This window comes from Candidatus Zixiibacteriota bacterium, from assembly GCA_040752815.1.
Lineage (GTDB): Bacteria > Zixibacteria > MSB-5A5 > GN15 > FEB-12 > JAGGTI01.
Genome location: JBFMGC010000003.1, coordinates 42322 through 65708, shown reverse-complemented (window position 1 = coordinate 65708; position 23387 = coordinate 42322). Strand labels below are relative to the sequence as shown.

Here is a 23387-nt window from a genome sequence, read left to right as displayed (position 1 = left end):
TGAAATTCGGTCTGTTTGTCGAGGCTGTCGATCAGATCGTTAGATTAACTAAACCGTCGGCGTGTCCATGCAGCACGACAATGATCGCCTGAGCCTTACCAGATTCAGTCGCCCCGGGTGGATGTGCCAGGCCATCCGACTTCGCGCCATGGCCGCCTGGCGGCGACGGTAGACAGTGCCAAAGCCGGTGCGTCGGTGAATTCTCATAATCAGCCTGCCAGTTCGGCCAGTTTCTCTCTGACTTTATCGGCATGACCTTCGACTTTAACGCCGTACCAGGTATGGGCAATCTTGCCCTCGGGGTCGATCAGAAAGGTCGAGCGAATCACTCCGACCGTCTCCTTGCCGTACATGTTCTTTTTACTCCACGCGCCGTACTGCGCAAGCACCTCTTTGCTTTCATCCGAGAGGAGCGGGAAACCGAGTTTGTACTTGGCGATGAACTCCCGGTGGCTTGCGGGCGAATCGGGACTGACCCCAAGTACCGATGCCTCCAGCTTTTCGAATCCTATCAGTCCGGAAGTAAAGTCGCAGGCCTCGGTGGTGCAGCCGGGGGTGTCGTCTTTGGGATAGAAGTAGAGTACAAGCCAGCGCCCGGCATGATCTTTGAGTGAGACTTTGGTGCCGTCCTGATTCGGCAGGCTGAACAACGGGGCTTTGGCGCCGATATCGAGCTTAGTGTTATCTGACACTTGAACAACCTCAGTTAATCTCTGCGTTTGGTCCTCTCATAATGCGGAAAGAGCATAAAAAGTTCCGTGGAGGGCGATGCGGAATGGCCAGTGGTCCGTCACTTCTGGTGGGGCCAGCGGGCGTCGCGTATAGTGAAGAACGAGGTGGACGAGGACGTCCACCTCGCACAAGCGGGTCGACAGGTGAACAATCGTAGGGCAGAATCCTCCGGCGCTTCGACGGAGTGATTCTGCCACTTGGGATTTGGCAGAATCACCACACCGAAGCGGCGTGGGATTCTGCCCTACGCTTTTACTCGGTGGCCCACCCTTTAGTGTGTTATGGAAACGAACCCGCGTGGCCCGCGCGCCCTATGCGCTCCGCTTGCGGAAGCGTGCGGCGGCCAGGCTGAAGATGACAAGACCGTATATCGCGATGGCAATAATCTCCGGCACCAGGTCGGCCGGGCCGGAGCCTTTCATCATTATCCCGCGCACCACCTCCATGAAAAAGCGCATCGGGTTGATCATCGTTATCCGCTGCATCCACCCGGGCATGTTGGAAATCGGGCTGAAAAAGCCTGATGTCAGGATGGCGAAGATCGAGAAGAACCAGGCGAGAAACATCGCCTGCTGCTGGGTCGACGTCACGGTCGAAAAGAACGTGCCCAGCCCGAGCGTGGTCAGCAGGTACAACCCGCTCATGAGGGCCAGGAAAAGCGGCGAGCCCGCGAATGGGATACCGAACCAGAGGATACCCACCGCCAGCGCGATCATCATTTCGGCCAGACCCAGCAGCGCAAAGGTCGTGATCTTGCCCAGCAGCAGCACATAACCGGCGATCGGTGTGACCGAGATCTGCTCCAGCGTGCCCATCTCTCGCTCCCGCACAATCCCCATCGCGGTGAGGGAAATTGTCACCATGGTCAGCAGGGTCGCCACGATTCCGGGCACCATGAAGTAGACCGACTCCAGCTCCGGATTGTAGCGGAACGTATGGCGGATTTCCAGCGGCAGCTCCATGCCGGTGACTCGCTGGCTGTACTGGCGGGTGATCAGCCCGGCGTAGCCGAGCCCGGAGCGGGCGGCGTTGGCGTCGGAACCGTCGGCAATCATCCCTATCCTGATGTTATCACCCAGCGTGAGCTTTTCGGAGAAGTCCTCAGGGATGACAATCGCCATCTGGGTCTCGTTTTTGCGGAAACGGTCCTCCATTTCCCAGAGAGGAGTGGTTTCGTCCGACACAAGTCGCTCGTCCGGCACGAAGTAGTCGCCGGCGTCAAACGACCGTATGAACTCCCGCGAGTGGCTGCTGCGGTCGTAGTCGTATACGTCGGTCTTGAGAAGTTTGACATCGGTATTGACCGCATACCCAAGGAGCAGAAGCTGGACGATCGGCATCAGAAAGACTATCCGCAGCATCGCCTTGTCGCGGCGGATCTGGATGAACTCTTTGCGGATCAGGCCCAAATAAGCGCGCCACATAATCAACCTACCCTGGTTTTGAATTTCCGGGCCGCCACGGTCATAAGCACGAGCATGAGCAGGATCAACGCCACTGCCTGCGGAACCAGCACAGTGAAAGCGGCGCCTTTGAGCATAATCCCCCGTATGATGGTGACAAAGAACTTAGCGGCTACCAGGTTGCTCAGCGCCTGGAGCACGAACGGCATGTTCTTGATGGCGAAGATGAACCCGGATAGCATCACCGAGGGCAACATGGTGGCGATCTGGGCGAGCATCGTGGCCTCCTGGAGAGTCTTGGCAATCGATGAGATGAGAATGCCGATCGACAGCGCCGTCGTCACATAGATGAGGCCGAAAAATAGCAGCAGCGTTTGCGAACCCACAAACGGAACGCCGAAAACCACCCTGGCAAACAGGATCACCAGGATGCCGTCGAGGAACGCGATCACCACGTACGGCAGGAGCTTGCCGATCAAGATCTCACGCGGCTTGACCGGCGTGGTGAGAAGCTGCTCCATAGTGCCGGACTCTTTCTCCCTCGCGATAGTCATGGAAGTCATGAGCGCCGAGATCATCATCAGGATAACCGCCACCAGTCCCGGCACCAGAAAGTGCGATGACTTCAAGTCGGGATTGTAGAGCACCTGCTGGGATATGGTCACGCCCGGGATTTCAAAACCGGGTGGCAGGCGGTCTCTCATGAACTCCACGAGCACGCCGTTGGAGTAGGCCTGCACCGCACTCGCCAGCGACGCGTCGGAGCCGTCGACTGTCATCCCCACCTCGAAATCCTCATTGCGCGTGAGCGCCTGGCCAAATCCGGCCGGGATATAGAGAATTGCCGCCGCCTCGCCGGAGCGGAGCAGGCGATCCGGATCGCTCAGATCTGCGGCCCTGTCGGGTCTGCTGAAATAATCCGAACGATAGAAACGCTCCGTAAACTGGCGCGATTCGACGGTATGATCGAAGTCGACCACCGCCAGCGTGACCCTCTCGATGTCCATATTGATGGCGTAGCCGTAGAGGAAGATCATCATCACCGGCATAATGATGACAATAATCAGCGAGCGGAAATCCCGCAGGATGTGGTAGAGTTCCTTCTGGGCTATAAACCTGATCCTATGCACGTACGGCCTCCTGGCTGCGGATCAGATCGACGAACAGGTTGTCCAGCGACGTGGTGGCGTGTTTCTGCTTGAGGTCGAAGGGACGCCCCTGCTCGATAATTCTGCCCCGGTGCATGATCGAAATCCGGCCGCAGTACTCGGCCTCGTCCATGTAGTGAGTGGTGACGAATATGGCTACGCCCGAGTCGGCCAGTTCGTAGAGCAGTCCCCAGAAGCGGCGGCGGAACACCGGATCGACCCCGCCGGTGGGCTCGTCGAGAAACAAAATGCGCGGCTTGTGCAGGATGGCCGCGGCCAGGGCCAGGCGCTGGCGCCAGCCGACCGGCAGCCTTTTCGAGAGTTCGTCGAGAAACTGTCCCAGCTCCAACTGCGCGGTGACTTCATCGATCCGCTGCCTCAACTGCGCGTTGCCGAGGCCGTACGCTGCGCCGTAGAACGCCAGGTTCTCGCGTCCGGTCAGGTCGGGATAAAGTGAAAATCTTTGTGACATATAGCCGATACTCGGCTTGATCAGTTCCGGCTGGCGGTAGACATCGAAACCGGCCACCCGTCCATTGCCCGAACTGGGCATGAGCAGGCCGCACAGCATACGAATGGCGGTCGTCTTGCCGGCTCCGTTGGCGCCGAGGAAACCGAAAATCTCGCCGTAATTCACGGTAAGCGAAATCTGATCGACAGCCGTGAAATGACCGAATGTTCGGCTCAGGTGATCGACCTCGACAGCGTGTTTCCGGCCGATGTCCTGAATTGGGTTCATGCGCCTGTCTCCATCAGTTGTATGAATCGATCTTCGAGCTCAGCCTTAATCGGCGTAACTCGCTCGGCAGCCACGCCGAGAGATGCCAGCGCCGCCAGGTGTCGCTCGATGTTGTCATCCTGATCGAGATACAGATGAAGGCCGGCGCCGAAACGTGCGGCCGACAGATCGGGCAGGCGGTTGATCGCCTGGACAATCGCGGTGGTCGGTTCGTGATCGATATAGTAGATCCGTCCGGTAAATGAGCCGGCCAGCCCTGCCGGGGTATCCTCGGCCAGCTTCCGACCCTTGTAGATGAACGCCGCGCGGTCGCACCGGGCGACCTCATCCATGTACGGAGTAGAGACGAGAGTCGTCACCCCCTCCGCTTTCAACTGAAGCAGGATTTCCCAGAACTGGCGGCGCGAGAGCGGGTCGACCCCGGTAGTCGGCTCATCGAGAATGAGCAAACGCGGATCATGAATCAGCGCACAGGAAAGCGCCAGCTTTTGCTTCATCCCGCCGGAGAGCGCTCCGGCGCGACGGCCGGAAAACGGCTTGAGGTTGGAGAACTCATAGAGCTGCTCGCGCTTCTCGCGAAACGCCTGCCCGGTGATGCCGTACAAACCGGCGTAGAACGTCAGGTTCTCCTCGATCGAAAGGTCGGGATAGAGTGAAAACTGCTGCGGCATGTAGCCGAGAATCGGCTTGATGGCCTCATACTCTTTCGCCGCGTCGCGCCCGGCGATCGTAATCATTCCGCTGTCCGGATCCAGCAGGCGGCAGAGAATCCGCATCATCGTGGTCTTGCCGGCGCCGTCGGGTCCGACCAGGGCGAATATCGTTCCCGGAGCGACCTCGAGCGAAAAACTATCGAGCGCGACCAGCGTGCCGTAATTCTTGACCAGTCTGTCGGCTATCAGGAATGACATTACTTCTCCAGCCTGACAAAAACCGGCATGGCGACCTTCAGGTTCCTGTCCGGATTCGGTACAGACACTTTGACGGCGTACACCAGGTCGGCGCGGGCCTGCTCGGTCTGGACATTCTTAGGGGTGAATTCGGCCTGATCGGAAGTCCACACCACCGTGCCGCGGAATTCCTGCCCCCCGCTCTCGGTGCTGACTACGGCCGCGTCGCCGAGCTTTACCCCGGCGAAATCCGCGGTCGAGAGGTACACCTTGACCGTAACGGTATCCAGCCGCGAAACGCGCACGATCGGCTTGCCCGGCGCGAGGAATTCCCCCGGCTCGATGAACTTCTCGGTCACGACACCGCTCACCGGTGACACGGGGTAGCAGTCGACCCGCCTGCGTTCGAGCCGGGCGATATCGCTTTCCGCTTTGGATAGATTGGCCTGCAGAGTTCGGACCTGAGCCTCGGCGCTCTGGTGTGCGAGCGTGGCTTGATTAAGCTCAAACTCGGCCTGGTCGAACTGCTTCTTGGTCGCGGTGCCGGCTTTCATCAGCCGGTCTACTCGTTCGAATTCCGCGCGGACAAACTCCTCGCTGGTTGCAGCCTGTTTGACCTGAAGGCGCACGGTTGCCAGTTGCGCCTTGATAACGTCCAGCCCCGCGCGGGCCGAGACCAGCTCCAGTTCGAGATTGCTTGGATCGATCACGAGCAGCGTGTCACCGGCGCTTACCTCGGTGCCTTCGTCAAAGCGATGCTGCACCACGCGGCCGGCGGTTTCTGCGGAGATGACGGATTCGGTGGTCTCGATCAAACCGGAGCCGCCGATCAGGTCGGTGTCATTGCCGCAGCCGGCCAGCAGAAGCATCGCCGGCATTACGATTGACATGATTCTTTTCATCTATAGACCCTTTCCCAGTCTTTCATCAGCGAGAGCGAAGTAATAGGCGCTTTGCGCTATGTAGAAATCAACCCTGGCGGCGGCCAGCGAGGCTTCCGCGTGTGACAGGACGGCCTCTATCTCCAGCAGTCGATTCGATGACAGCGCGCCGTTCTGATGTTGCTGCTGCGCCAGATCATAGTTGGCCGCCGCCACATCCCACTCGGTGCGAGAGCTGAAATAGCGACGGTGCGCCAGCCGAAGCTGCTCGTAGGCCAGTTCCGTTTCGCGGCTAATCGACTCGGCCGTGTTGTCATGACGGCGACGGGCGGCGTCGAGCTCAAACGATGCGGCCGCTTTTTTCGACGAGGTCCCGCCGCCCAGGTTCAGCGACCACTGCAGTTTGGCGCCGACCGTGAAGTTGTCGTTCCACTGGTTGGTAAAGGGATCGATATTCGGCTTGCCGTAGGAGTAGCCTCCGAACGCCGCCAGAGTAGGCAGGTATCCGGCTTTCTCACTTCTGACCCGCGCCTCACCGGCGCGAATGCCGGCGACCGCGGCTCTCAGCTCCGGCCGCTCTGTAGAAACCGCGACCAGGGGCAGTTCCTGCGGTGGGTCGGGAATCGGATCGGTCAACTCGATCTGCTCCTGCGCGGGCAGCCCCAGCCGGGAAACGAGAGTGATTCTCTGAGACTGCGAGCTGATCTCGGCCTGCTGCACCTGGAAGTCGGCTCTCGTGTAGGCCAGGCGAGCCTCGAGCAGATCGACCGAATCGGCCGCTCCGGCGCTGTAGAGCGAGAGGATGTTGTCCTGAAGCACAGACGTGCGCCGAAGCGACGCCCTCGCTGCGCGCAAAAGCTCAGCCGACCGGGTCAGACTAAAATAGTCGAGCCGGGCCTGCAGGAACACCCGGTCGCGCTCGAGGTCGTTCAAGGCGGCGCGATATTCGCTGCCCGAACGGGCCAGCGCAATCGCCGAGCTTATCCGCCCGCCGGTGTAGAGCGGCAGGGTCAGGCGGAGGTCGGTCTGATAGGTCTCTTTGGAACCGAATTCGCGCGCTATGTCGACTTGTGCGGCAAGGTCAATATTGAGCGACGGCACCTCGTCGACAAATTTCGCCAGTGCATCCACTGATAGTGTGGGAAAGCGCTCCGCCTGCGCCGCCGATACCAGTTTCTCCGCGGCCAGACGATTGGCCTCGGCTTCTCTCAGCGTGTGCGAGTGTTCGTGCGCCAGTTGTAGCGCCTGCTCCAGGGTCAGTTCACGCGCGGTCACGCTCGTTGACAGCACGACGACTGCCGCCATGATAACGTATTTCATGCTCATCTCACTTTCAGCCCATTCAGGAAGAGGTCGACGATTACCTTCTGTCGCTCCCGAACAAACGAAGCGCGATCGGTGATACCCAGAGCGCGGTCCTGTATCGGGGCGATGATGAAATAACCAATGCTCATGCTGACAAACGCGACGATTGCCTGGCGGATGTCTATAGGTCGGAAGCGCCCGTCCTTCTCGCCCTGCTCAATCAGGGTCATTATCTTTTGAGGCAGACCCGTTGAGGTAAGCACATCCGCGATAGAGTCCATTACTTCGGGCGTGGGGTTGGCCAATTCCCTGAGAATGATGGGGCGAATCGGACCGGCATCGAGGAAGGCTTCGACATGACGCTCGGCCATGATTTCAAGTGCTCTGGACAACTCAGAGGTTTCAAACACTGGCCCACGTATCTGCTGGAACATGGCCCGCGCGAACGACACTACTACATCGATGTAGAGTTGATCCTTGGAGCGGAAGTGGTAGTAGATCATCGCCTTGTTGACTCCGGCAGTTTGAGCGATACGGTCGATTCGAGCTCCTTCCCTGCCGTGGACAGCGAACTCGTGGAGGGCCGCAGCGACGATTCTGCCGCGAGTGGGTTGATCCTCGGCGGCCAAGGGTTTTGATTCCGGTGAGGTTTCGTGTCTGTTCATAACTAACCATTCATTTTAACTAACTATACGGTTAATTATATGGGAAAGTTCCCGGGCGAGTCAAGGTTTTTTTGAAAAGTCTTCTAATTGGTTGTGAAACAGAATGTTAGCTAAGGATTCATTTTCGCGTGGCGCCATCTCGACAAGTTCAGCGTCCGGACAGCAGCTTTATAGACTGCGGGCGCTAATTTGGCCCTTGCACGCGGTGGATAGCCTTGCCGACCGCAAAGTCGCCAACAGTGTTGCGTCAGTTTTTGCCCCATTTGCCTTGACCGTTCAACAAAGCAAATGGGGTGTGAACTGACGCGCCTAAGCCGCTCCGGATCAACGGGGTCAGGTCACACTTCGATCCCGACCCGCGGAGCGAGCCGGACCCGAAGCAAGACCGGACGCAACAGATCGAGGGTTTGAGACAACCTCGGACCGTCCGCCCATGGCAGATTCCGACCTACTATATCATCTTCTGAAACAGCTCCGGGGCGTATTTGAAAGCGAGGCCGAGGTAGCAGTAGCGGACAAACCTCGCCGCCACCATGGTTACCCAAAAAAGTGCCGCTGGGTAGCGCTTGACGCCGCAAGCGACATAGAAGACGTCGCACGGGAGCGGTGACGCGGTTCCCAGAAACAGCATCAGCGTGACATACCATTTCGAGCGGCCGTAGGTCCACGGGTGCCTGTGTATTTCCGGGAAGCGCCGCTTCATCCAGGCGGTTTCGCCGAAGTATTTTCCGATTAACAAGCTGACCAGCGAGCCGGTCGCCGAACCGAGCGCCATGACGATCGCCAGATGAATCACCCCGTAACCGAGGGCCACCCCGATCATAGCGTAGGCCCAGATAGGCAGTACGAGTGGCGTACTGCTAACCGCGGTCAACAAGAAGAGAATTCCGTCTACCCAGTTTTGGCCATAAGTAGAAAGCAGGTACTCGCCTACGCGGGTGATGTCTTTGTTGAAAATGGCGCTGAGAACTATGCCTGCAACAATGATAAACGTAGTCGCGAGTATAGATCCGAGATTGTTGGTCTTCTTATGCACGCTCGGTTTGAGCTCAGCAGACTCCGGAGCGGCTTCAACTGCGACACTCAGGAGACGCCCGTCGGTTGGCTTTCGTGGCTTCTTGCCGGTGAGGTGAAGAATGGTCGGCACCAGGTCGCAATTAGCGACGTGCTCTTCGACAAGCGGCACCGAGATCATCAGCGGTACCTGCATGTGGACTTTGTGCAGCGAGCCGTGCGACGCGTGATGCTCGGGATCTTCGTACTGTAGGCGCAGATCGAACCCAGGCTCGGCGTTTATTGCGATATCCCCGCTCCTCGACGCGCTAAACAGCATGAATAGTTGGTTAACAGCGTCCGGGTAGGTGAAATCGTATGTCAGGTGAAACAGCTCGTCGCGTGTGAACCGTCCGACAGGATGCCCGCCCAGCGGATCCGTACCGTCAACGGTTACACTGTATATATCACCATTTCTACTGGCGCACAGTGTGCCGCTCCGACCGATAAACACGATTCTGTCGACTCCGTCACGCGCGGCCACAAACGTGACACCGTCGCGTCTGACAAGATCGTCGATCAGCGAGCTGCATCGTGGGTCTAGCCGCAGTTCTTCCCAGTTCCAGTGCGACCCCCACTTTTCGCCTCGACGGAAATAGATTTGCGCCATGGCGTTGCCGCTCTCGCACACGGCCGAGTCACAACTACGGCGATACAGTTTCGGATAGCAGTACGGGTTGAAACCGTGCTGCTTGGTGATGTCGACCAGCGGAATGTGCACCGATGTAGCACTCAAACCGTGATCGGAAACGATGGCGATAATCGTCTCGTGGTACACACCCTCGGAGATCATAACTTCGGCGATCTCGCCCACAGCGCGATCGATATTGAGATACGCGCCGATCGTGCGCTGATCGAAAGGTTCATGCAGGTGGGAATACTCGTCGATCCCAAAGAAGCTCCCGATTATGCAGCGGCTGCCGGCGCGAATCCGCTTAATGACCACTTGCTCAACCATCTTGTCGACCCGTGACCAGTCGTCGAGATGATGCGCCTGCACGATACGGAACAGTCGGCGGGCGATGATTTTGTACAGGTGCTGGTTGGGGCAGTAATCGATCAGTTCCAGCACAGAGCTTGGGTTTTCGAAATACTCGTAGAGCGATATCGCCCGAGCGGGATTCATGTCCCGGCCGACCATCAGGCCGCGCGGGCTGTTCAGGCTGCGGTGGCGGTGAATCGAGCGGCGCTTGCGGTCGTGTTCGAAGCGGTCGAGCCAGCGATAGCCGGGGATATTGGCGCTTCCCGGGTGAAGGCCGCAGACGAAAGGGATATGGGCCGGGCCGGTGGTGGAGGGGTATACAGTCAGCGCGGTCCGGTAGCAGCCGCGATCGACCACATGTTTTTTGAGATTGGGCAGGCAGCCCTCGGCGATTAGCCGCCGCATGAGGTCATCCCTGGCGCCGTCGGCTACAAGAATGAGAACGCGTTGGTACAAGCAGGTCCCTTGCTGGTCGAGTCGCGGTTATTCGCGCCGGGCGGAGCGGCTTTCAATGACCGCAACCTCGGCTCGGCAACCGGGGGAGTATAGTGGGCGGCGGGTTTCGGCGCAAACGGTTAAGTCAGATGCAGATGAAGACGTTGTAAGGCCGATTGCCAAGGTTTGGCGCACCGGGAGGTACGCCAACCACTAAAAGAAGAGGACGTTTGCCAACCATTTGGAAAGAGAGGTGCACCAAGCACTGAGGAGCATGAGTCTGTGCCCACTGGCGGCAGTTCAGAAAGCCCCTCTTCCTGCCGATATTACCAGAGTCGAATTGTCCCAATTACGGGCGAATTGATATGTACAGAATAGAACCGGCCTACTACGGATTCCGGGTGACGTCGTCGGGGTCTTTTACCGCCGAGGAAATCGGGCATCTGTCGCGAGACCTTCTAACGGCCCTGAAGAACTGTGACCGCCCGTTTTCTCTGGTGATTGACAGCCGCAAGATGGTTCCGCCATCGCCGGAAAAGCTCGTGAAGTTCCACGACCTCCACATGGCGGTCTGGGAAACCATATGCCAGAGAGTCGCTTTCATTCTGGACTCTCCGGTTACCAAGGGGCAGGTTTTGCAGATGCACTACAGCTCGTCGCCCACCTGCCAGGATCGAGTAATCGACGCCTCCAGGTACCCTGGCTGGGAAGAGCGCGCGATTGCCTGGGTGGCCGACGGAATAGAGCCGGAAACGACAGCGGCACTTAAGCCGGTTTCCCGCTCGAAGTAATCATCGGACTATTCCGGAGTACTACCTGAAATCGATCTTGGGGCTGATGCCGATTACGCGCAGGCCAAGCACTTCCTCGACATCCTGAACTTTCTTGAAGGAACTGTCCATAAGTTCTGCGACCAGGACCGCCCCGCCGCCGATAACGAGGCCGAGCAGTATCCCCATCGCCATGATCTTGGTCCGGTTCGGGCTCATCGGTTTCATCGGCAGCTTGGCCGGTTCGACCTTCCGATACTTGCTCGATGATCGATCTTCCAAGAGCGCCTGCGAGATAGTGGAGCTCTCCTGCTGGCGGCGAAAACGGTCGCGGATATCGGTGGCTACCTGCAGCTCACGCTGCAGTTGGGCCAGTTGCGCCTCGTATTCGGGAATCAGGTCGGTGGACGGGGCCAGGTCGCTCAGCGTAGACTCGAGATAAGGCTTCTTGGAGTATAGATAGTCCAGCGTGGACCGGGCGTTGAACAGGGCGACCAGATCGTCGCGGACACTCTGCTGGTGCTGGGCGTATTGAGCGTTTACCTGCGCCCGGTTTTCGCGTTCGATTGTCTCTAAAAGATGGTTTTGGCGCAGCTTGAAGTTGATCACCTGGGGGTTGTTCCAGGTGTACCGTGAAAGCAGGTCGCCGATCTCCTTCAGGCGGCTGCCAAGTTCGTCGCGCGCCTCGCGGGCGGCATCCGTCTCGGTAAGTGAAAGTTGGTTGACATTGACGCCGTCGATCCCGCGCAAACGGCCCAGCACGGTACGTTCCTGAGCGCGAAGATCGTCGATTTCGCTCTCTGTCTGGTTGATTTCGTCCTCGATCTCGGAGCGGTTGCTCTCGGAAGTAGTGGCGTCGGCGCTGCGAAGCCGGGCGAGCCGCTGCTCGACCCTTGTAATTTCAGCTACTTTGTCGCTGACCTGGCGCTCGTACTTTTCGAGTTGCACGTCCGAGAAATCCTGCGATGAGCGTATGTCCATCAGGTCCTGGCGCATTTTTTCGGCGATAAAGATGTCACCGAGATGGTTGGCCAGGTCGCGGGCTTCCACCGGGTGGGGGGAGAGGACCATGATCCGGATTTGATCACCGGATGCCCACCCCAGCTCGACCGATTCCTTGAGCATATCCTGCAGCACCATCAGGCGGGCGCGCTCCATGGTCAGGCTTCCCTGCATCTGGACATAGGTGGCCGCACGCTCGTCGATATACGCCTGACGGGGCATTTTCATGCGCTCCGCGAGCAGCTCCGCGTAGTGGCTGGAGGTAAGTTCGTTGTAGATGCTGTTGAGGACATTGGAGCGGTCCCGGCTCTGCATCGCGGTATAGCTGGCCGGTTCGCTGAGCATACGTTGCAGGTCGGCAATAAGCTGGACCTGGGGATCGATGGCTATAATGGTTGAGCAACCGTATTTAGGCGTCAGAAGATAGGAACTGGCAAAAGTGAGCGCGGCCACCAAAGGGGCCGGAATGATCACCAGCCACTTGCGGCGCCAGACCATGGCCAAGATTTCGCGAATGTCGATCACGCCGACTGTCTTGGTTGCTGCCATCAAGGTTCCTTTGGGCCGGTAGTCCTACTTTTGTAACGTCGGCAGGAGCAAAGGTTTCCTGCATTTCAACGGCACTGCGCCGCATATCGAGTGCCCACGCAAAAGTGGACTGCCCAACTGAAGATAGGTGGTCCAGGTCGGCGCGGACAAGGTTTTTGAAAGCGCAGCGCCGGTGCGGAGGTCGTAGGCAGCAGACCTCCCGAGGCTGCCCCATGGATTTGAAGACTGATCGGCAGGACTCCGCGCCTGCCGCCGGCGTTGTGGGCGGCAGACCTCCGGTCTGCCCCTTGTACGGCAGGAGTAATCGATGGTTAGTCGCGTTCGTGAGAGTTTCGGCTCTTACCGGCGCGAGTGGACATAGATGCCCGACTGGATCGGGCATGACGGGCTATACGCCTGCGATACACAATCTACCCGTGCCTAACCAGCATACCTCAACCCCACCCGCGAGCGGGTGGGCCGCCGGATTGGCTGCACGCGCGAAGGCCGTCCTCAATCCCTGATATCACCATGATGGATGGGAACATACCAGTTTGAGGTTGTGTTTGCAGACTAACCGCCTATTTTTCGGGCCGTTGACGGAACTCGAACCGAAACTAAAGACGCTGAAGGGAACTGTTCTTGAAGTTCACAAAAGACAGCCTTAAAATCGACGCGGCCCGGGCAGCCGAGCAGATGGAAGCCGAGCTGCGGCGCCAGGTCGGCCGCGTGCTGAAAAAGTCGGGGGCCGTGATCGGCGTCTCGGGCGGAATCGATTCTTCGGTCTGCGCGGCACTCTGCGCGCGGGCTCTCGGCCCAAAGCGGGTGGTGGGCATCATGATGCCCGAAACCGACTCGTCCCCCCAAAGCGAACGGCTCGCCTGCCAGTTGGGCGAGAAATTCGGATTCGAGACAATCAAAGAAGACATAAGCGGCGGTCTCGCCGGCTTGGGGTGCTATAGCCGCCGCGACGAGGCCATTCGGAGGGTGTTCCCAGAGTATACCGACGGCTGGAAGAACAAGATTGTCATCCCGACGAACATCCTTGAAAAAGACACCTATAACTACTTCAACCTGACCGTTGAGAATCCCAGGGGCGAGGTAATGACCAAACGGATGCCGCTTGAAGCGTACTTGCAGGTGGTGGCGGCATCGAATCTCAAGCAGCGCCTTCGCATGACCACGCTTTACTATCATGCGGAGAAGCGGAACTATGCGGTAGTCGGCACGGGCAATAAAGACGAGCACATGCAGGGGTTTTTCGTGAAATACGGCGACGGCGGCGCCGATCTCAAGCCAATCGCGCACCTGTACAAGATACAGGTGTACCAGATTGCCGAGGCGATTGGCATACCTGAGGAGATAATCAAGCGGACCCCGACCACCGATACATACAGTTTCGAGGTCACCCAGGAGGAGTTCTTCTTCGGGCTGGATTTCTACACCATGGACATGCTCTGGTATGCTCTCGAAAACGATGTTCCCCCCGATGAAGCCGCCGCTGTGTTGGGGCTGACAGTAGCGCAGGTCGAGCATGGCTACGCCAATATCAAGCGAAAAGTGGTTGCGACCGAATATCTGAGAATGGCCCCGCTGGAAATGACGACCGCGGGCTAAGGGGGGCAACCGGGCAAGACACGGAAACGACAATGGCAACGATTGATATCGATACGACCAGACAAGAACTAAAGGCGTTTATCCTCGAGACCTTTCTCTTCGGCGACGATTCCGACGGGTTCGGCAACTCCGACTCGTTCATGGAGAGGGGCATCATAGACTCTACCGGCGTGCTGGAGCTGGTCTCGCATTTGGAGCAGACCTACGGCATCTCGGTCGAAGACGAGGAGATGATCCCGGCCAATCTCGATTCGATCGACAACCTGGCCGCTTTTGTGCAGCGAAAGGCCGGGTAGCTGTAGCCCGCGGCCACACCTCTGTGACGGCATGAAAGTATCCGATTTTCTCGTAAAGACCGCCGCCGCTTTCGAAGAGAAGACGGCGGCGATTCATCTTGAGCGACACATCACCTACGGTGAGCTATACCGATCCTCGGCGGCCCTGGCCGAGCGCTTGAAGCGGTACGACCTCCCCGACGGCAGCTGCGCCGCAATTCTATTTGAGAATTCGATTGAATATCTGATCTGTTTTTTCGGATCGCTGATGGCCGGACTGGTGGCGGTGCCGCTGGATACCTCGCTCGCGCCGGAAAACATCAACTTCATGCTCGCCGACTCGGGCGCGAAGGTGTTCATGGTGCAGGGGAAATACCGCCGACAATTGCAGCAGATTCTCGGGACAAACCTCGCGCTCGATCTAATCATCTCGGACAAACCGCTCGTCCCTGAACTGCCGGCCCCGCTGATCCGGATTGAAGACATTCTGGAGGACACCGCACCCATCGCCAGCCTCAGCAGGGCGGCGGCAGCCGTTGTCGATGCCGCGCAAGCACCCCATGAACTGGCGGCGATATTTTATACGTCCGGTTCGACCGGCGAACCGAAAGGGGTGATGCTCTCGCATCGCAATCTCGTATCAAACACACTGGCGACAGTTGAGTATCTTCGGCTGACCAGAGACGATTCCGTGCTCGTGATTCTGCCGTTCTATTACATCTACGGCAATTCGTTGTTGCTGACCCACGTTGCTTGCGGCGGACACATCGTGATCGACAACCGCTTCATGTACCCGGAAGTCGTTCTCGACTCGCTCGAAGAGTCGAAAGCAACCGGCTTTGCCGGGGTGCCGTCGACATTTATGATCGCGCTGAACAAGTCGAGCATCGCCAAGCGCAAATTCGCCGATCTCAGGTACATCACGCAGGCGGGCGGTGCCATGGCCCCGGAGATTACGCGCCGCCTGATGGAAGCCTGCCCGCGCCAGGAGATCTGGATCATGTACGGGCAAACTGAAGCGTCGCCGCGAGTAACATATCTCCCGCCGAAGCGGCTTGAGGAGAAACTGGGTTCTATCGGTATACCGGTTCCGGGTGTCGAGGTGAGGATTATCGATGAAAACGGCGCCGAGGTCTCCACAGGCGAAACGGGTGAAATCGCGGTCGGCGGGCCGAATGTCATGTTAGGTTACTGGAATCAACCCGAAGCCACCGCCGAGGTGCTTCGCGACGGCTGGCTGATCACCGGCGACCTGGCGCGGCGCGATCAGGACGGCTTCATATATATAGTCGGGAGAAAACGGGAGATCATCAAAGCGGCGGGTCACCGGGTGAGCGCCAAGGAGATCGAGGAGAGAATACTCGAGAGCGGACTGGTCGCGGAGGCAGCGGTGTTCGGCGTTCCCGATGATGTTCTGGGGGAGGCAATCCGCGCTGTCGTGGTGCTGAGGCCGGGTGTTCACGCCGATGAGAAGCAAATTCAGGGCTGGTGCCAGAAAGGGCTGGCGCCGTTTAAGGTGCCGCGTGTGGTTTCATTTGTAGATAGTCTGCCGAAATACCAGTCAGGCAAAGTAAACAAGCTCGCTTTGAAAGAGCAGGCGCTGAAGATATAGCTGTCCACTCCAAGCCGATAAGATAGTCGCCATGTGCGGAATTGCCGGATACTTTCAAATGTCGGAACCGTCGCCGCCGGAGCATGAACTGCTCGGCCGCATGGTGAACGCGATACGATACCGCGGGCCGGATGAGTTCGGCGCTTATTTCGACGAACGCTGTGCGCTTGGACAGGCGCGCCTGTCGATTATCGACTTGGCCGGCGGCTCGCAACCGCTGTGCAACGAAGATGGCACCGCGTGGGTGACCTTCAACGGCGAAATTTTCAATTATATCGAGCTGCGACAAGAACTCGAAAAGCAGGGCCATCGCTTTCGTACTAATTGCGATACCGAGGTAATCGTCCATGCCTTTGAGCAGTACGGGCGCAACTGTGTCGATCATTTCAACGGCCAGTTTGCCTTCGCGCTGTATGATCGCAGCAAGCGTTCGCTGTTTGTAGCCCGCGACCGGCTGGGTATCAGGCCGATTTTCTATGCCGTGCACGACGGACGATTTTACTTTGCGTCAGAGATAAAGGCGATCTTCTGCGACCCCCGCGTGCCTCGTCGGCTCGACCTGAAAGGTCTCGACGAGACCTTCACTTGGTGGACCTCCGCGCCGCCGCGTACGCTGTTCGAGGGAATCAACGAACTGGAGGCGGGGAGCTTTGTGGAGATCACCGACGGCCGATTGAAAACAAGTCGGTACTGGGACATGAGCTTTCCGGAGAGGTTCGACTATGACCGCCCGGTGCAATCTTATGCCGAGGAGCTGCGTGCGCTGCTGATCGATTCGGTGCGGCTGCAGCTTCGCGCCGACGTGCCGGTGGGGGCGTACTTGTCCGGCGGGCTGGATTCATCGGTGACAACAGCGCTCATCAGACACTTCACGCAATCGCGCCTGGAGACGTTTTCGGTTACGTTCGAGGACAAGGCTTTTGACGAGTCGAACTATCAGCAGCAGATGGCCCGTCATCTCGGCACGAGTCATCACACGGTGAACTGCACATATCGATCAATTGCGGAGTCATTCCCGAAAGTCATCTGGCACACCGAGCGCCCGATTCTGCGCACCGCGCCCACGCCGCTGCTCGAACTTTCGCGCCTGGTCAGAGAGAACAACTTCAAGGTGGTGCTGACCGGCGAAGGTTCCGACGAGCTTCTGGGCGGTTACGACATCTTCAAGGAAACGCTTATTCGCGCCTTCTGGGCGAAAAATCCCGACTCGCAATGGCGGCCGGCGGTGCTGAGAAAACTGTACCCGACTCTGCCGGTATCCGGCGCGAGAGCGAAGCATTATCTCGAGCAGTTTTACAAATCCGGCCTGGACAAGACGTGTGAGTACTACTTCTCGCACATTCCGCGCATAAACACCACCACGCGCCTCAAGGAGTTTCTCACTGCCGATATTCGTAACGCCATCGACAGCCATGATTCTCTTGGTGCGTTCGGGCGTGACTTGCCCAAGTTGTTCGCGAAGTGGCATCACCTGGCCCGGGCGCAGTATCTCGAAAGCAAGTCACTGCTGTCGTGCTATCTCTTGTCGTCGCAGGGGGACCGGGTATCGGCGGCTAACTCAGTCGAGGGGCGGTTTCCGTTTCTGGATCACCGGGTCGCGGAGTTCGCGGCGACTATACCGCCGGGATACAAGATATTCGGCCTTAATGAGAAGTATGTATTGAAGAAGGCGATGCGCCCGGAACTGCCGCCGGAGATTGTCAAGCGGGTCAAGCAGCCGTACATGGCGCCCGACTCGAACTGTTTCGTGCAGAGTGATTCACCCGGCTATGTCGCCGACTTACTTTCCGAGGACGCGATCGCCCAAAGCGGCCTGTTCAATTCTCGCGCGGTGTCGCTGCTCTACAAGAAGTGCCTTAAGGGAGCGGACGAGCACTTGTCGTTCAAGGACAACATGGCGTTTGTGGGGATACTCTCGACACAACTGCTCGTGAAACAATTCCTGAACGAGTTTTCGATTCCGTCGCCGACCCCGCGGGCCGATTTCAAAGTCTGGCACGAGGATTCAGAGGGGTGATGGTGCCCCAGCGCTTGCGCTGGGTTTAGACCCGGTAGGGCAGAACCCATGGGCCGCGCGCGACAGCGAGCCACCGGCGATTCTGCCATCCTCCTGCATCACTCGGAAACTTGGCAGGTGGCCCACCTTACAGGTGGGTTTCTGCCAATGTACCTGAATGTTCAAGCGAGGAAAGAAACCCACCCAAAGGGTGGGCCACCAGCCCAGACAACCAGCCAACCTACTTCGCCGTTGAGCGGCCCGTGCACAGATAGTTAAACCCCAGGGCGCGCACGTGCACGGGGTCGTAGATGTTGCGCGTGTCAAAGAGATTAGGCGTGCGGACCAGCTCTTTCACCCGTCCCAGATCAAGATCACGAAACTCGTTCCACTCCGTCACGATCATCACCAGGTCGCTCCCTTCGCAGGCCGAGTACGGGTTGTCGGCATACCGGATGTCCGGCAGGGCTCGTTTCGCCTCGGCCATGGCCGCCGGATCATACGCGTTCACCCGGGCGCCTTCGCTCAGCAGGACGCCTGCAATGTGGAGGGCGGGCGATTCGCGGATGTCATCAGTATCCGGCTTGAAAGACAGACCCCAGACCGTAACCGTGCGTCCATTGAAACCGCCGAGCGCGCTGCGGGCCTTATCGAGAATGACATCCCGCTGGCGTGCGTTGACGGCAATCACGGCGTCGACAATCTTGAAATCGTAATCGTTCTCTTGCGCGAGATGCGCCAGCGCCTTGACATCTTTAGGAAAGCATGACCCGCCGAATCCTGGGCCGGGATGCAGGAACTTGGGCCCGATCCGCTTGTCCATGCCCAGCGCTACCGACACGTCGTATACGTCAGCTCCCACTCGATCACAGAGATTGGCTATCTCATTCATGTATGAAATGCGAAGCGCAAGCATGGTGTTGGCGGCGTACTTGATTAGTTCGGCGGTTTCATTCGAAGTAGACACGATCGGCTTCTTGAGTAGATAAAGCGGGCGGTACAGGTCGCGCATAATCGCCAGGGCTCTTTCAGAATCGCTGCCGAGAATGATCCGGTCAGGCCGGAGAAAATCGTTGATCGCGGCCCCCTCGCGCAGGAACTCCGGGTTGGAGACGACATCGAAATCCACCGGCGAGCTCTGAGCCTCCCTCACGATCTGCCGGATCTTGCGGGCCGTGCCTACCGGTACGGTCGATTTGATCGCGATTACTTTGTACTCGGTCATGCAGGTGCCGATCTGGCGGGCGGCCTCGAAAATGGCGCGCATATCAGGGCGGCCGTGGTCGCCCTCGGGGGTACCCACCGCCAGGAAGATCACCAGCGAGCGGTCGACCGCCTCGGCCAGGTCGGAGGAGAAACGAAGGCGCTCCAGTTTGACATTGCGACCGATCAAATCCGACAGGCCGATTTCGTATATCGGCACCTCGCCCCGGTTGAGGCGGTCGATCTTGTCCCGGTCGATATCGACACAAGTGACATTCATGCCGAAATCGGCCAGGCACGTCCCCGCCACCAGGCCGACATAGCCGGTGCCCACCATGCATATGTTCATTTTGATCCCCGCCTGTTCAAATACCACTCCGCGAATCTGGCCAGGCCGGTATCGATTGAGACTCTCGGCTGGAAGCCCAACAGACGCCGGGCCTTGGTGATATCCGCATAGGTCTGCTCGACATCGCCCGGCTGGCTCGGCATCAGACGAGTCTTTGCTTTCTTGCCGAGGAGCTTCTCCAGTTTGGTGATCAGATCGAGCAGCCCAACGGTATCCGACCGCCCCAGGTTGATTATCTCGTATTCGAGGTCAGCGTCGCACGCCGCCATAACGCCGTCGATGATGTCATCAATATAAGTATAGTCGCGCCGGGAGTGGCCCTCGGCATAAACGTCGATCTCCTGGCCGCGCGTAATCCTGTCGGTGAACTTGCAAATCGCCATTTCGGGGCGCTGCCTCGGCCCGTAGACAGTGAAAAAGCGGAGGCAGGCGGTATTGATGCCGTAGAGATGATGATACGTGTGCGCCATCAGCTCGCCGGCCTTCTTGGTGGCGGCGTACGGCGAAATCGGGTGATCGACAGGGTCTGACTCTGCGAACGGCACTTTTGTGTTATTGCCGTATACGGACGAGGACGACGCGAATACCAGTTTCGGCACGCCGTATTGGCGTATCGCTTCGAGCACGTTCATAGTTCCGATCAGGTTTACCTCGTGATACAGCGCCGGGTTTTCGACCGACGGCCTCACTCCGGCCATGGCGGCCAGGTGAATAACAAGGTGGAAGCCGCCCTTCGCAAACGTTTGATTGACAGTTCCCGGAACGCGGATATCTCCCTCGACCAGCGTGTAGCCTTGGAAATCCAAGTGGCTCGCGATATTGGCGCGCTTGATGCGAGGATCGTAGAAGTCGTTGAAATTGTCCAGGACCGTCACCCGCGCTCCTCGGGCGAGCAGGCGATCCACCAGATGCGACCCGATAAACCCGGTTCCGCCAGTGACAAGGATTGATTCAAGCGGGTTATTGCGTGATGATTTCATGTCGCGAACCAATTTGCCTTGCCCCTTTGCTGAGGACAAGCGCTACTTTCTCAAGCAGATCCGGAATTGACGCCGAGCCGAACATCGATGGGTGGGGCTAATTTCAGATGTCACAACAGGTTAAGGCGACAGACTTGAAAGGCGAGTCAAAACGACGGCGGGAACAACCAGGTGGGGTTTGGAGTTATCGATTTGACTGTGTCTCCGGTAAAGGGTATATTAGACCGATACCTGGATCACAAGCGTACTTCTTGCCCGGTTGACATGACCGCCCTGATCGTGGCAGCCTATGGCAGGTTTTGCGTTGTTTGAACCCTGAGCAGCGGAATATCGCCCGATGAGGATTCTTGGAATTTCGGCCTTCTATCATGATTCAGCGGCTGCGCTGATTGTCGACGGCAAAATAGTAGCCGCCGCGCAGGAGGAGCGCTTCACCCGCAAGAAGCATGATTTCGGCTTTCCGAAAAACGCCATCGCCTATTGCCTCAAGGAAGGGAATATCAAGGCTCAGGACCTCGATTATGTCGCCTTCTACGACAAGCCGTTCATCAAGTTCGAACGCCTTCTGGAGACCTATCTCTCCTACGCCCCGCTCGGGTTGAAATCATTCCTCATGGCGATGCCGATGTGGCTCAAACACAAGCTCTGGATGGGTGATTACATTCGCAAGGAGATTGGCTTCGAGGGGGAGCTGATCTTCCCGGAGCATCACCAGTCCCACGCCGCGTCGGCGTTTTACCCGTCGCCTTTTGCCCAGGCGGCGTTTATCACCATGGACGGTGTCGGCGAGTGGGCGACGTCGTCGTGGGGTACCGGCGAAGGGAACTCGATCAAGCTGCACCAGGAGATTCACTTTCCGCACAGCCTGGGGCTGCTCTATTCCGCACTGACTTACTACACCGGGTTCAAGGTCAACTCAGGCGAGTACAAATTGATGGGCCTGGCGCCGTACGGCGAGCCGAAATACAAAGACGTGATGATGCGGGAGCTGATTGACCTAAAGGACGACGGTTCCTTCCGCCTCAACATGAAGTATTTCAATTACTGCGCGGGGCTGACAATGACCTCGCGCGCCTTTCACGAGCTTTTTGGCCGGGAGCCGCGCCAGCCGGAGACGATGCCATCGCAAATGGACATGGACCTGGCCCGCTCGGTGCAGGATGTCACCGAGGAAGCGATGCTCCGCATGGCTCGCCACGTGAGAAAGCAAACCGGCATGAAGAATCTCTGCCTGGCGGGTGGCGTGGCGCTCAACTGTGTCGGCAACGGGAAGATTCTTCGGGCAAACGTCTTCGATGACCTCTGGATTCAGCCCGCCGCGGGCGATGCCGGCGGGGCGCTTGGCGCGGCGCTTTTTGTCTGGTACCAGTTGCTCGGCAATGAGCGCAACGGCAGTCTGCGCGACCGCCAGCGGGGATCGTATCTCGGCCCGGCGTTCTCCACAGAGGAAATCGAAAGCTGGCTCAAGAGCGCCGGTTATCCGTACACCAAGCTGCCCAAATCAGAAGTCCCCCACCGGGTAGCCGAGTACATCGAAAATCACAAGGTCGTGGGCTGGTTTAACGGGCGCATGGAGTTCGGGCCTCGCGCGCTGGGCGGCAGGAGCATTATCGGCGACGCCCGCAGTCCCAAGATGCAGTCTGTGATGAACCTCAAGATCAAGTATCGGGAGTCGTTCCGGCCGTTTGCGCCGTCGTGCCTGGCCGAAGATGTCGACAAGTACTTCGAGCTGGACCGCGAAAGCCCTTACATGCTGCTCGTTGCGCCGGTCACCGAAGAACGCCGCCGCGCCATGACCCCGGAGGAGGAAAGGCTGTTCGGGATCGACAAGCTCAACGTGGTGCGCTCCGACATCCCGGCGATTACGCATGTCGACTACTCGGCGCGCGTGCAGACGGTTCACCCCGACGATCACCCTGATTATCATGCTATGATCGGCGCGTTCAAGCAGCGCACCGGATACGGGATTGTCATCAACACCAGTTTCAATGTCCGTGGCGAGCCCATTGTGTGCACCCCGCAGGATGCTTATCTCTGCTTTATGCGGACAGAGATGGACGTGCTGGTGCTCGAGAATCTGATCCTGGAAAAAGAAAAACAGCCCAAGCTGGGCGACGATGTAGATTGGCGTAAGCAGTATGAACTGGACTAAGCTTATCCCACGGGACTTCCTCCAGGCGGATACCAAGACCCTGCGGCGTTTCGGCCTGGTTATGGCCGTGCCGCTGCTCATAATCGCGGCCATCCTTTACTGGAAAGGTTACGCCAGTACCCCCTGGTGGGCGGGTGTCGCCGGACTGTTTGGGCTGTTGGGTCTGGCGCTTCCGATCGTGCTCAAACCGGTCTACATCGTGTGGATGACGTTCGCCTACTATCTCAGCTTTGTCATGACTTTCGTCATCCTGACTTTGTTTTTCTTTCTGGTGATGACCCCCGCGGGACTGATCATGAGACTGTTCGGCAAGGATCCGATGGATCGTCGGTTCCCGGGCGTCAGAGACTCTTACTGGGTAAGCTCTCAGACCTACGAAAACACGATCGAAAGATATTCAAAGCCCTACTGATAAGGTAACGCTATGGCGGCAGGTTCAAGCTTCAAACTCGTTTGGGGATTTCTCAGGGCCAGGAAGAAGTGGTGGCTGACACCGTTCGTGGTGGTGCTGCTGCTGTTTGGACTTCTGATGGTATTCGCGCAGTCATCGGTGCTGGCGCCGTTCATCTACGCTATTTTCTAAGCGAAGCCGGCCGATGATAAAAACCATCCGGCGTGCACCTGCCCGTTTTGCAGACGGCCGCAAAGAGCGGGCGGGGTCGGGTACACT

The 23387-nt window shown here is 58.2% G+C and carries 21 protein-coding genes; 8 read left to right on the top strand and 13 right to left on the bottom strand.

Annotated elements, in window-relative coordinates:
- Positions 1–48 precede the first annotated feature (48 nt).
- The 10 genes from AB1772_01625 to AB1772_01580 form a co-directional block, all read right to left on the bottom strand.
- On the bottom strand, positions 49–207 hold the full coding sequence (locus AB1772_01625) for a hypothetical protein (protein MEW5795037.1): 159 nt from the start codon (positions 205–207) through the stop codon (positions 49–51).
- Between the two features lie 2 nt (positions 208–209).
- Complete coding sequence (locus AB1772_01620; protein MEW5795036.1) at positions 210–692, bottom strand: peroxiredoxin; 483 nt, start codon at positions 690–692, stop codon at positions 210–212.
- Positions 693–1043: 351 nt separating this feature from the next.
- Positions 1044–2156: an ABC transporter permease gene (locus AB1772_01615; protein MEW5795035.1), complete on the bottom strand. Its 1113-nt coding sequence runs from the start codon at positions 2154–2156 to the stop codon at positions 1044–1046.
- Between the two features lie 2 nt (positions 2157–2158).
- Positions 2159–3265, bottom strand: coding sequence for an ABC transporter permease (locus AB1772_01610; GenBank protein ID MEW5795034.1), 1107 nt, complete (start codon positions 3263–3265; stop codon positions 2159–2161).
- Positions 3258–4022 (bottom strand): ABC transporter ATP-binding protein, encoded by a 765-nt coding sequence (locus AB1772_01605; protein MEW5795033.1) that lies wholly within the window; start codon positions 4020–4022, stop codon positions 3258–3260. The genes AB1772_01610 and AB1772_01605 overlap by 8 nt, the downstream gene beginning before the upstream one ends.
- Entirely contained in the window at positions 4019–4933 is a 915-nt protein-coding gene (locus AB1772_01600) for an ABC transporter ATP-binding protein (GenBank protein MEW5795032.1), read from the bottom strand. Before AB1772_01600 ends, AB1772_01605 begins: the two co-directional genes overlap by 4 nt.
- Complete coding sequence (locus AB1772_01595; GenBank protein ID MEW5795031.1) at positions 4933–5814, bottom strand: HlyD family efflux transporter periplasmic adaptor subunit; 882 nt, start codon at positions 5812–5814, stop codon at positions 4933–4935. The genes AB1772_01600 and AB1772_01595 overlap by 1 nt, the downstream gene beginning before the upstream one ends.
- The gene (locus AB1772_01590) at positions 5815–7113 is read right to left on the bottom strand and encodes a TolC family protein (GenBank protein MEW5795030.1); all 1299 of its coding nucleotides are present in this window, start codon (positions 7111–7113) and stop codon (positions 5815–5817) included.
- A 2-nt stretch (positions 7114–7115) separates the two neighbouring features.
- Complete coding sequence (locus AB1772_01585; protein ID MEW5795029.1) at positions 7116–7763, bottom strand: TetR/AcrR family transcriptional regulator; 648 nt, start codon at positions 7761–7763, stop codon at positions 7116–7118.
- Positions 7764–8214: 451 nt separating this feature from the next.
- A complete protein-coding gene (locus AB1772_01580) occupies positions 8215–10254 on the bottom strand; it encodes an alkaline phosphatase family protein (protein ID MEW5795028.1) in 2040 nt (679 codons plus the stop codon).
- A gap of 344 nt (positions 10255–10598) precedes the next feature.
- On the opposite strand from AB1772_01580, the gene AB1772_01575 reads away from it, so the two are divergent.
- A complete protein-coding gene (locus AB1772_01575; GenBank protein MEW5795027.1) occupies positions 10599–11024 on the top strand; it encodes a hypothetical protein in 426 nt (141 codons plus the stop codon).
- Positions 11025–11045: 21 nt separating this feature from the next.
- On the opposite strand, the gene AB1772_01570 is transcribed toward AB1772_01575, so the two are convergent.
- Positions 11046–12554 (bottom strand): Wzz/FepE/Etk N-terminal domain-containing protein, encoded by a 1509-nt coding sequence (locus AB1772_01570; GenBank protein MEW5795026.1) that lies wholly within the window; start codon positions 12552–12554, stop codon positions 11046–11048.
- A gap of 621 nt (positions 12555–13175) precedes the next feature.
- Here AB1772_01570 and nadE point away from each other — a divergent pair.
- The 4 genes from nadE to asnB are packed head-to-tail and all read left to right on the top strand — an operon-like array spanning position 13176 to position 18054.
- Positions 13176–14150 carry an NAD(+) synthase gene (gene nadE, locus AB1772_01565; GenBank protein ID MEW5795025.1) on the top strand — a complete coding sequence of 325 codons (975 nt, stop codon included), beginning with the start codon at positions 13176–13178 and terminating at the stop codon, positions 14148–14150.
- A 32-nt stretch (positions 14151–14182) separates the two neighbouring features.
- Positions 14183–14446, top strand: coding sequence for an acyl carrier protein (locus tag AB1772_01560; protein ID MEW5795024.1), 264 nt, complete (start codon positions 14183–14185; stop codon positions 14444–14446).
- Positions 14447–14477: 31 nt separating this feature from the next.
- On the top strand, positions 14478–16037 hold the full coding sequence (locus AB1772_01555) for a class I adenylate-forming enzyme family protein (protein ID MEW5795023.1): 1560 nt from the start codon (positions 14478–14480) through the stop codon (positions 16035–16037).
- A gap of 31 nt (positions 16038–16068) precedes the next feature.
- Positions 16069–18054 (top strand): asparagine synthase (glutamine-hydrolyzing), encoded by a 1986-nt coding sequence (asnB, locus tag AB1772_01550; GenBank protein MEW5795022.1) that lies wholly within the window; start codon positions 16069–16071, stop codon positions 18052–18054.
- 220 nt (positions 18055–18274) lie between these two features.
- Here asnB and AB1772_01545 read toward each other — a convergent pair whose 3' ends face one another.
- Together AB1772_01545 and AB1772_01540 are read right to left on the bottom strand one after the other, a co-directional pair.
- Complete coding sequence (locus AB1772_01545) at positions 18275–19585, bottom strand: UDP-glucose/GDP-mannose dehydrogenase family protein (GenBank protein MEW5795021.1); 1311 nt, start codon at positions 19583–19585, stop codon at positions 18275–18277.
- Complete coding sequence (locus AB1772_01540; protein ID MEW5795020.1) at positions 19582–20565, bottom strand: GDP-mannose 4,6-dehydratase; 984 nt, start codon at positions 20563–20565, stop codon at positions 19582–19584. Before AB1772_01540 ends, AB1772_01545 begins: the two co-directional genes overlap by 4 nt.
- A 337-nt stretch (positions 20566–20902) precedes the next feature.
- Between AB1772_01540 and AB1772_01535 the strand changes: the two genes are divergently transcribed.
- From AB1772_01535 to AB1772_01525, 3 genes are read left to right on the top strand one after another with little or no spacing between them, the layout of a single operon-like run.
- Entirely contained in the window at positions 20903–22717 is a 1815-nt protein-coding gene (locus AB1772_01535; GenBank protein ID MEW5795019.1) for a carbamoyltransferase, read from the top strand.
- Positions 22704–23129: an SxtJ family membrane protein gene (locus AB1772_01530; GenBank protein ID MEW5795018.1), complete on the top strand. Its 426-nt coding sequence runs from the start codon at positions 22704–22706 to the stop codon at positions 23127–23129. Before AB1772_01535 ends, AB1772_01530 begins: the two co-directional genes overlap by 14 nt.
- A 12-nt stretch (positions 23130–23141) precedes the next feature.
- A complete protein-coding gene (locus tag AB1772_01525) occupies positions 23142–23300 on the top strand; it encodes a DUF5989 family protein (protein ID MEW5795017.1) in 159 nt (52 codons plus the stop codon).
- Positions 23301–23387: the final 87 nt, after the last annotated feature.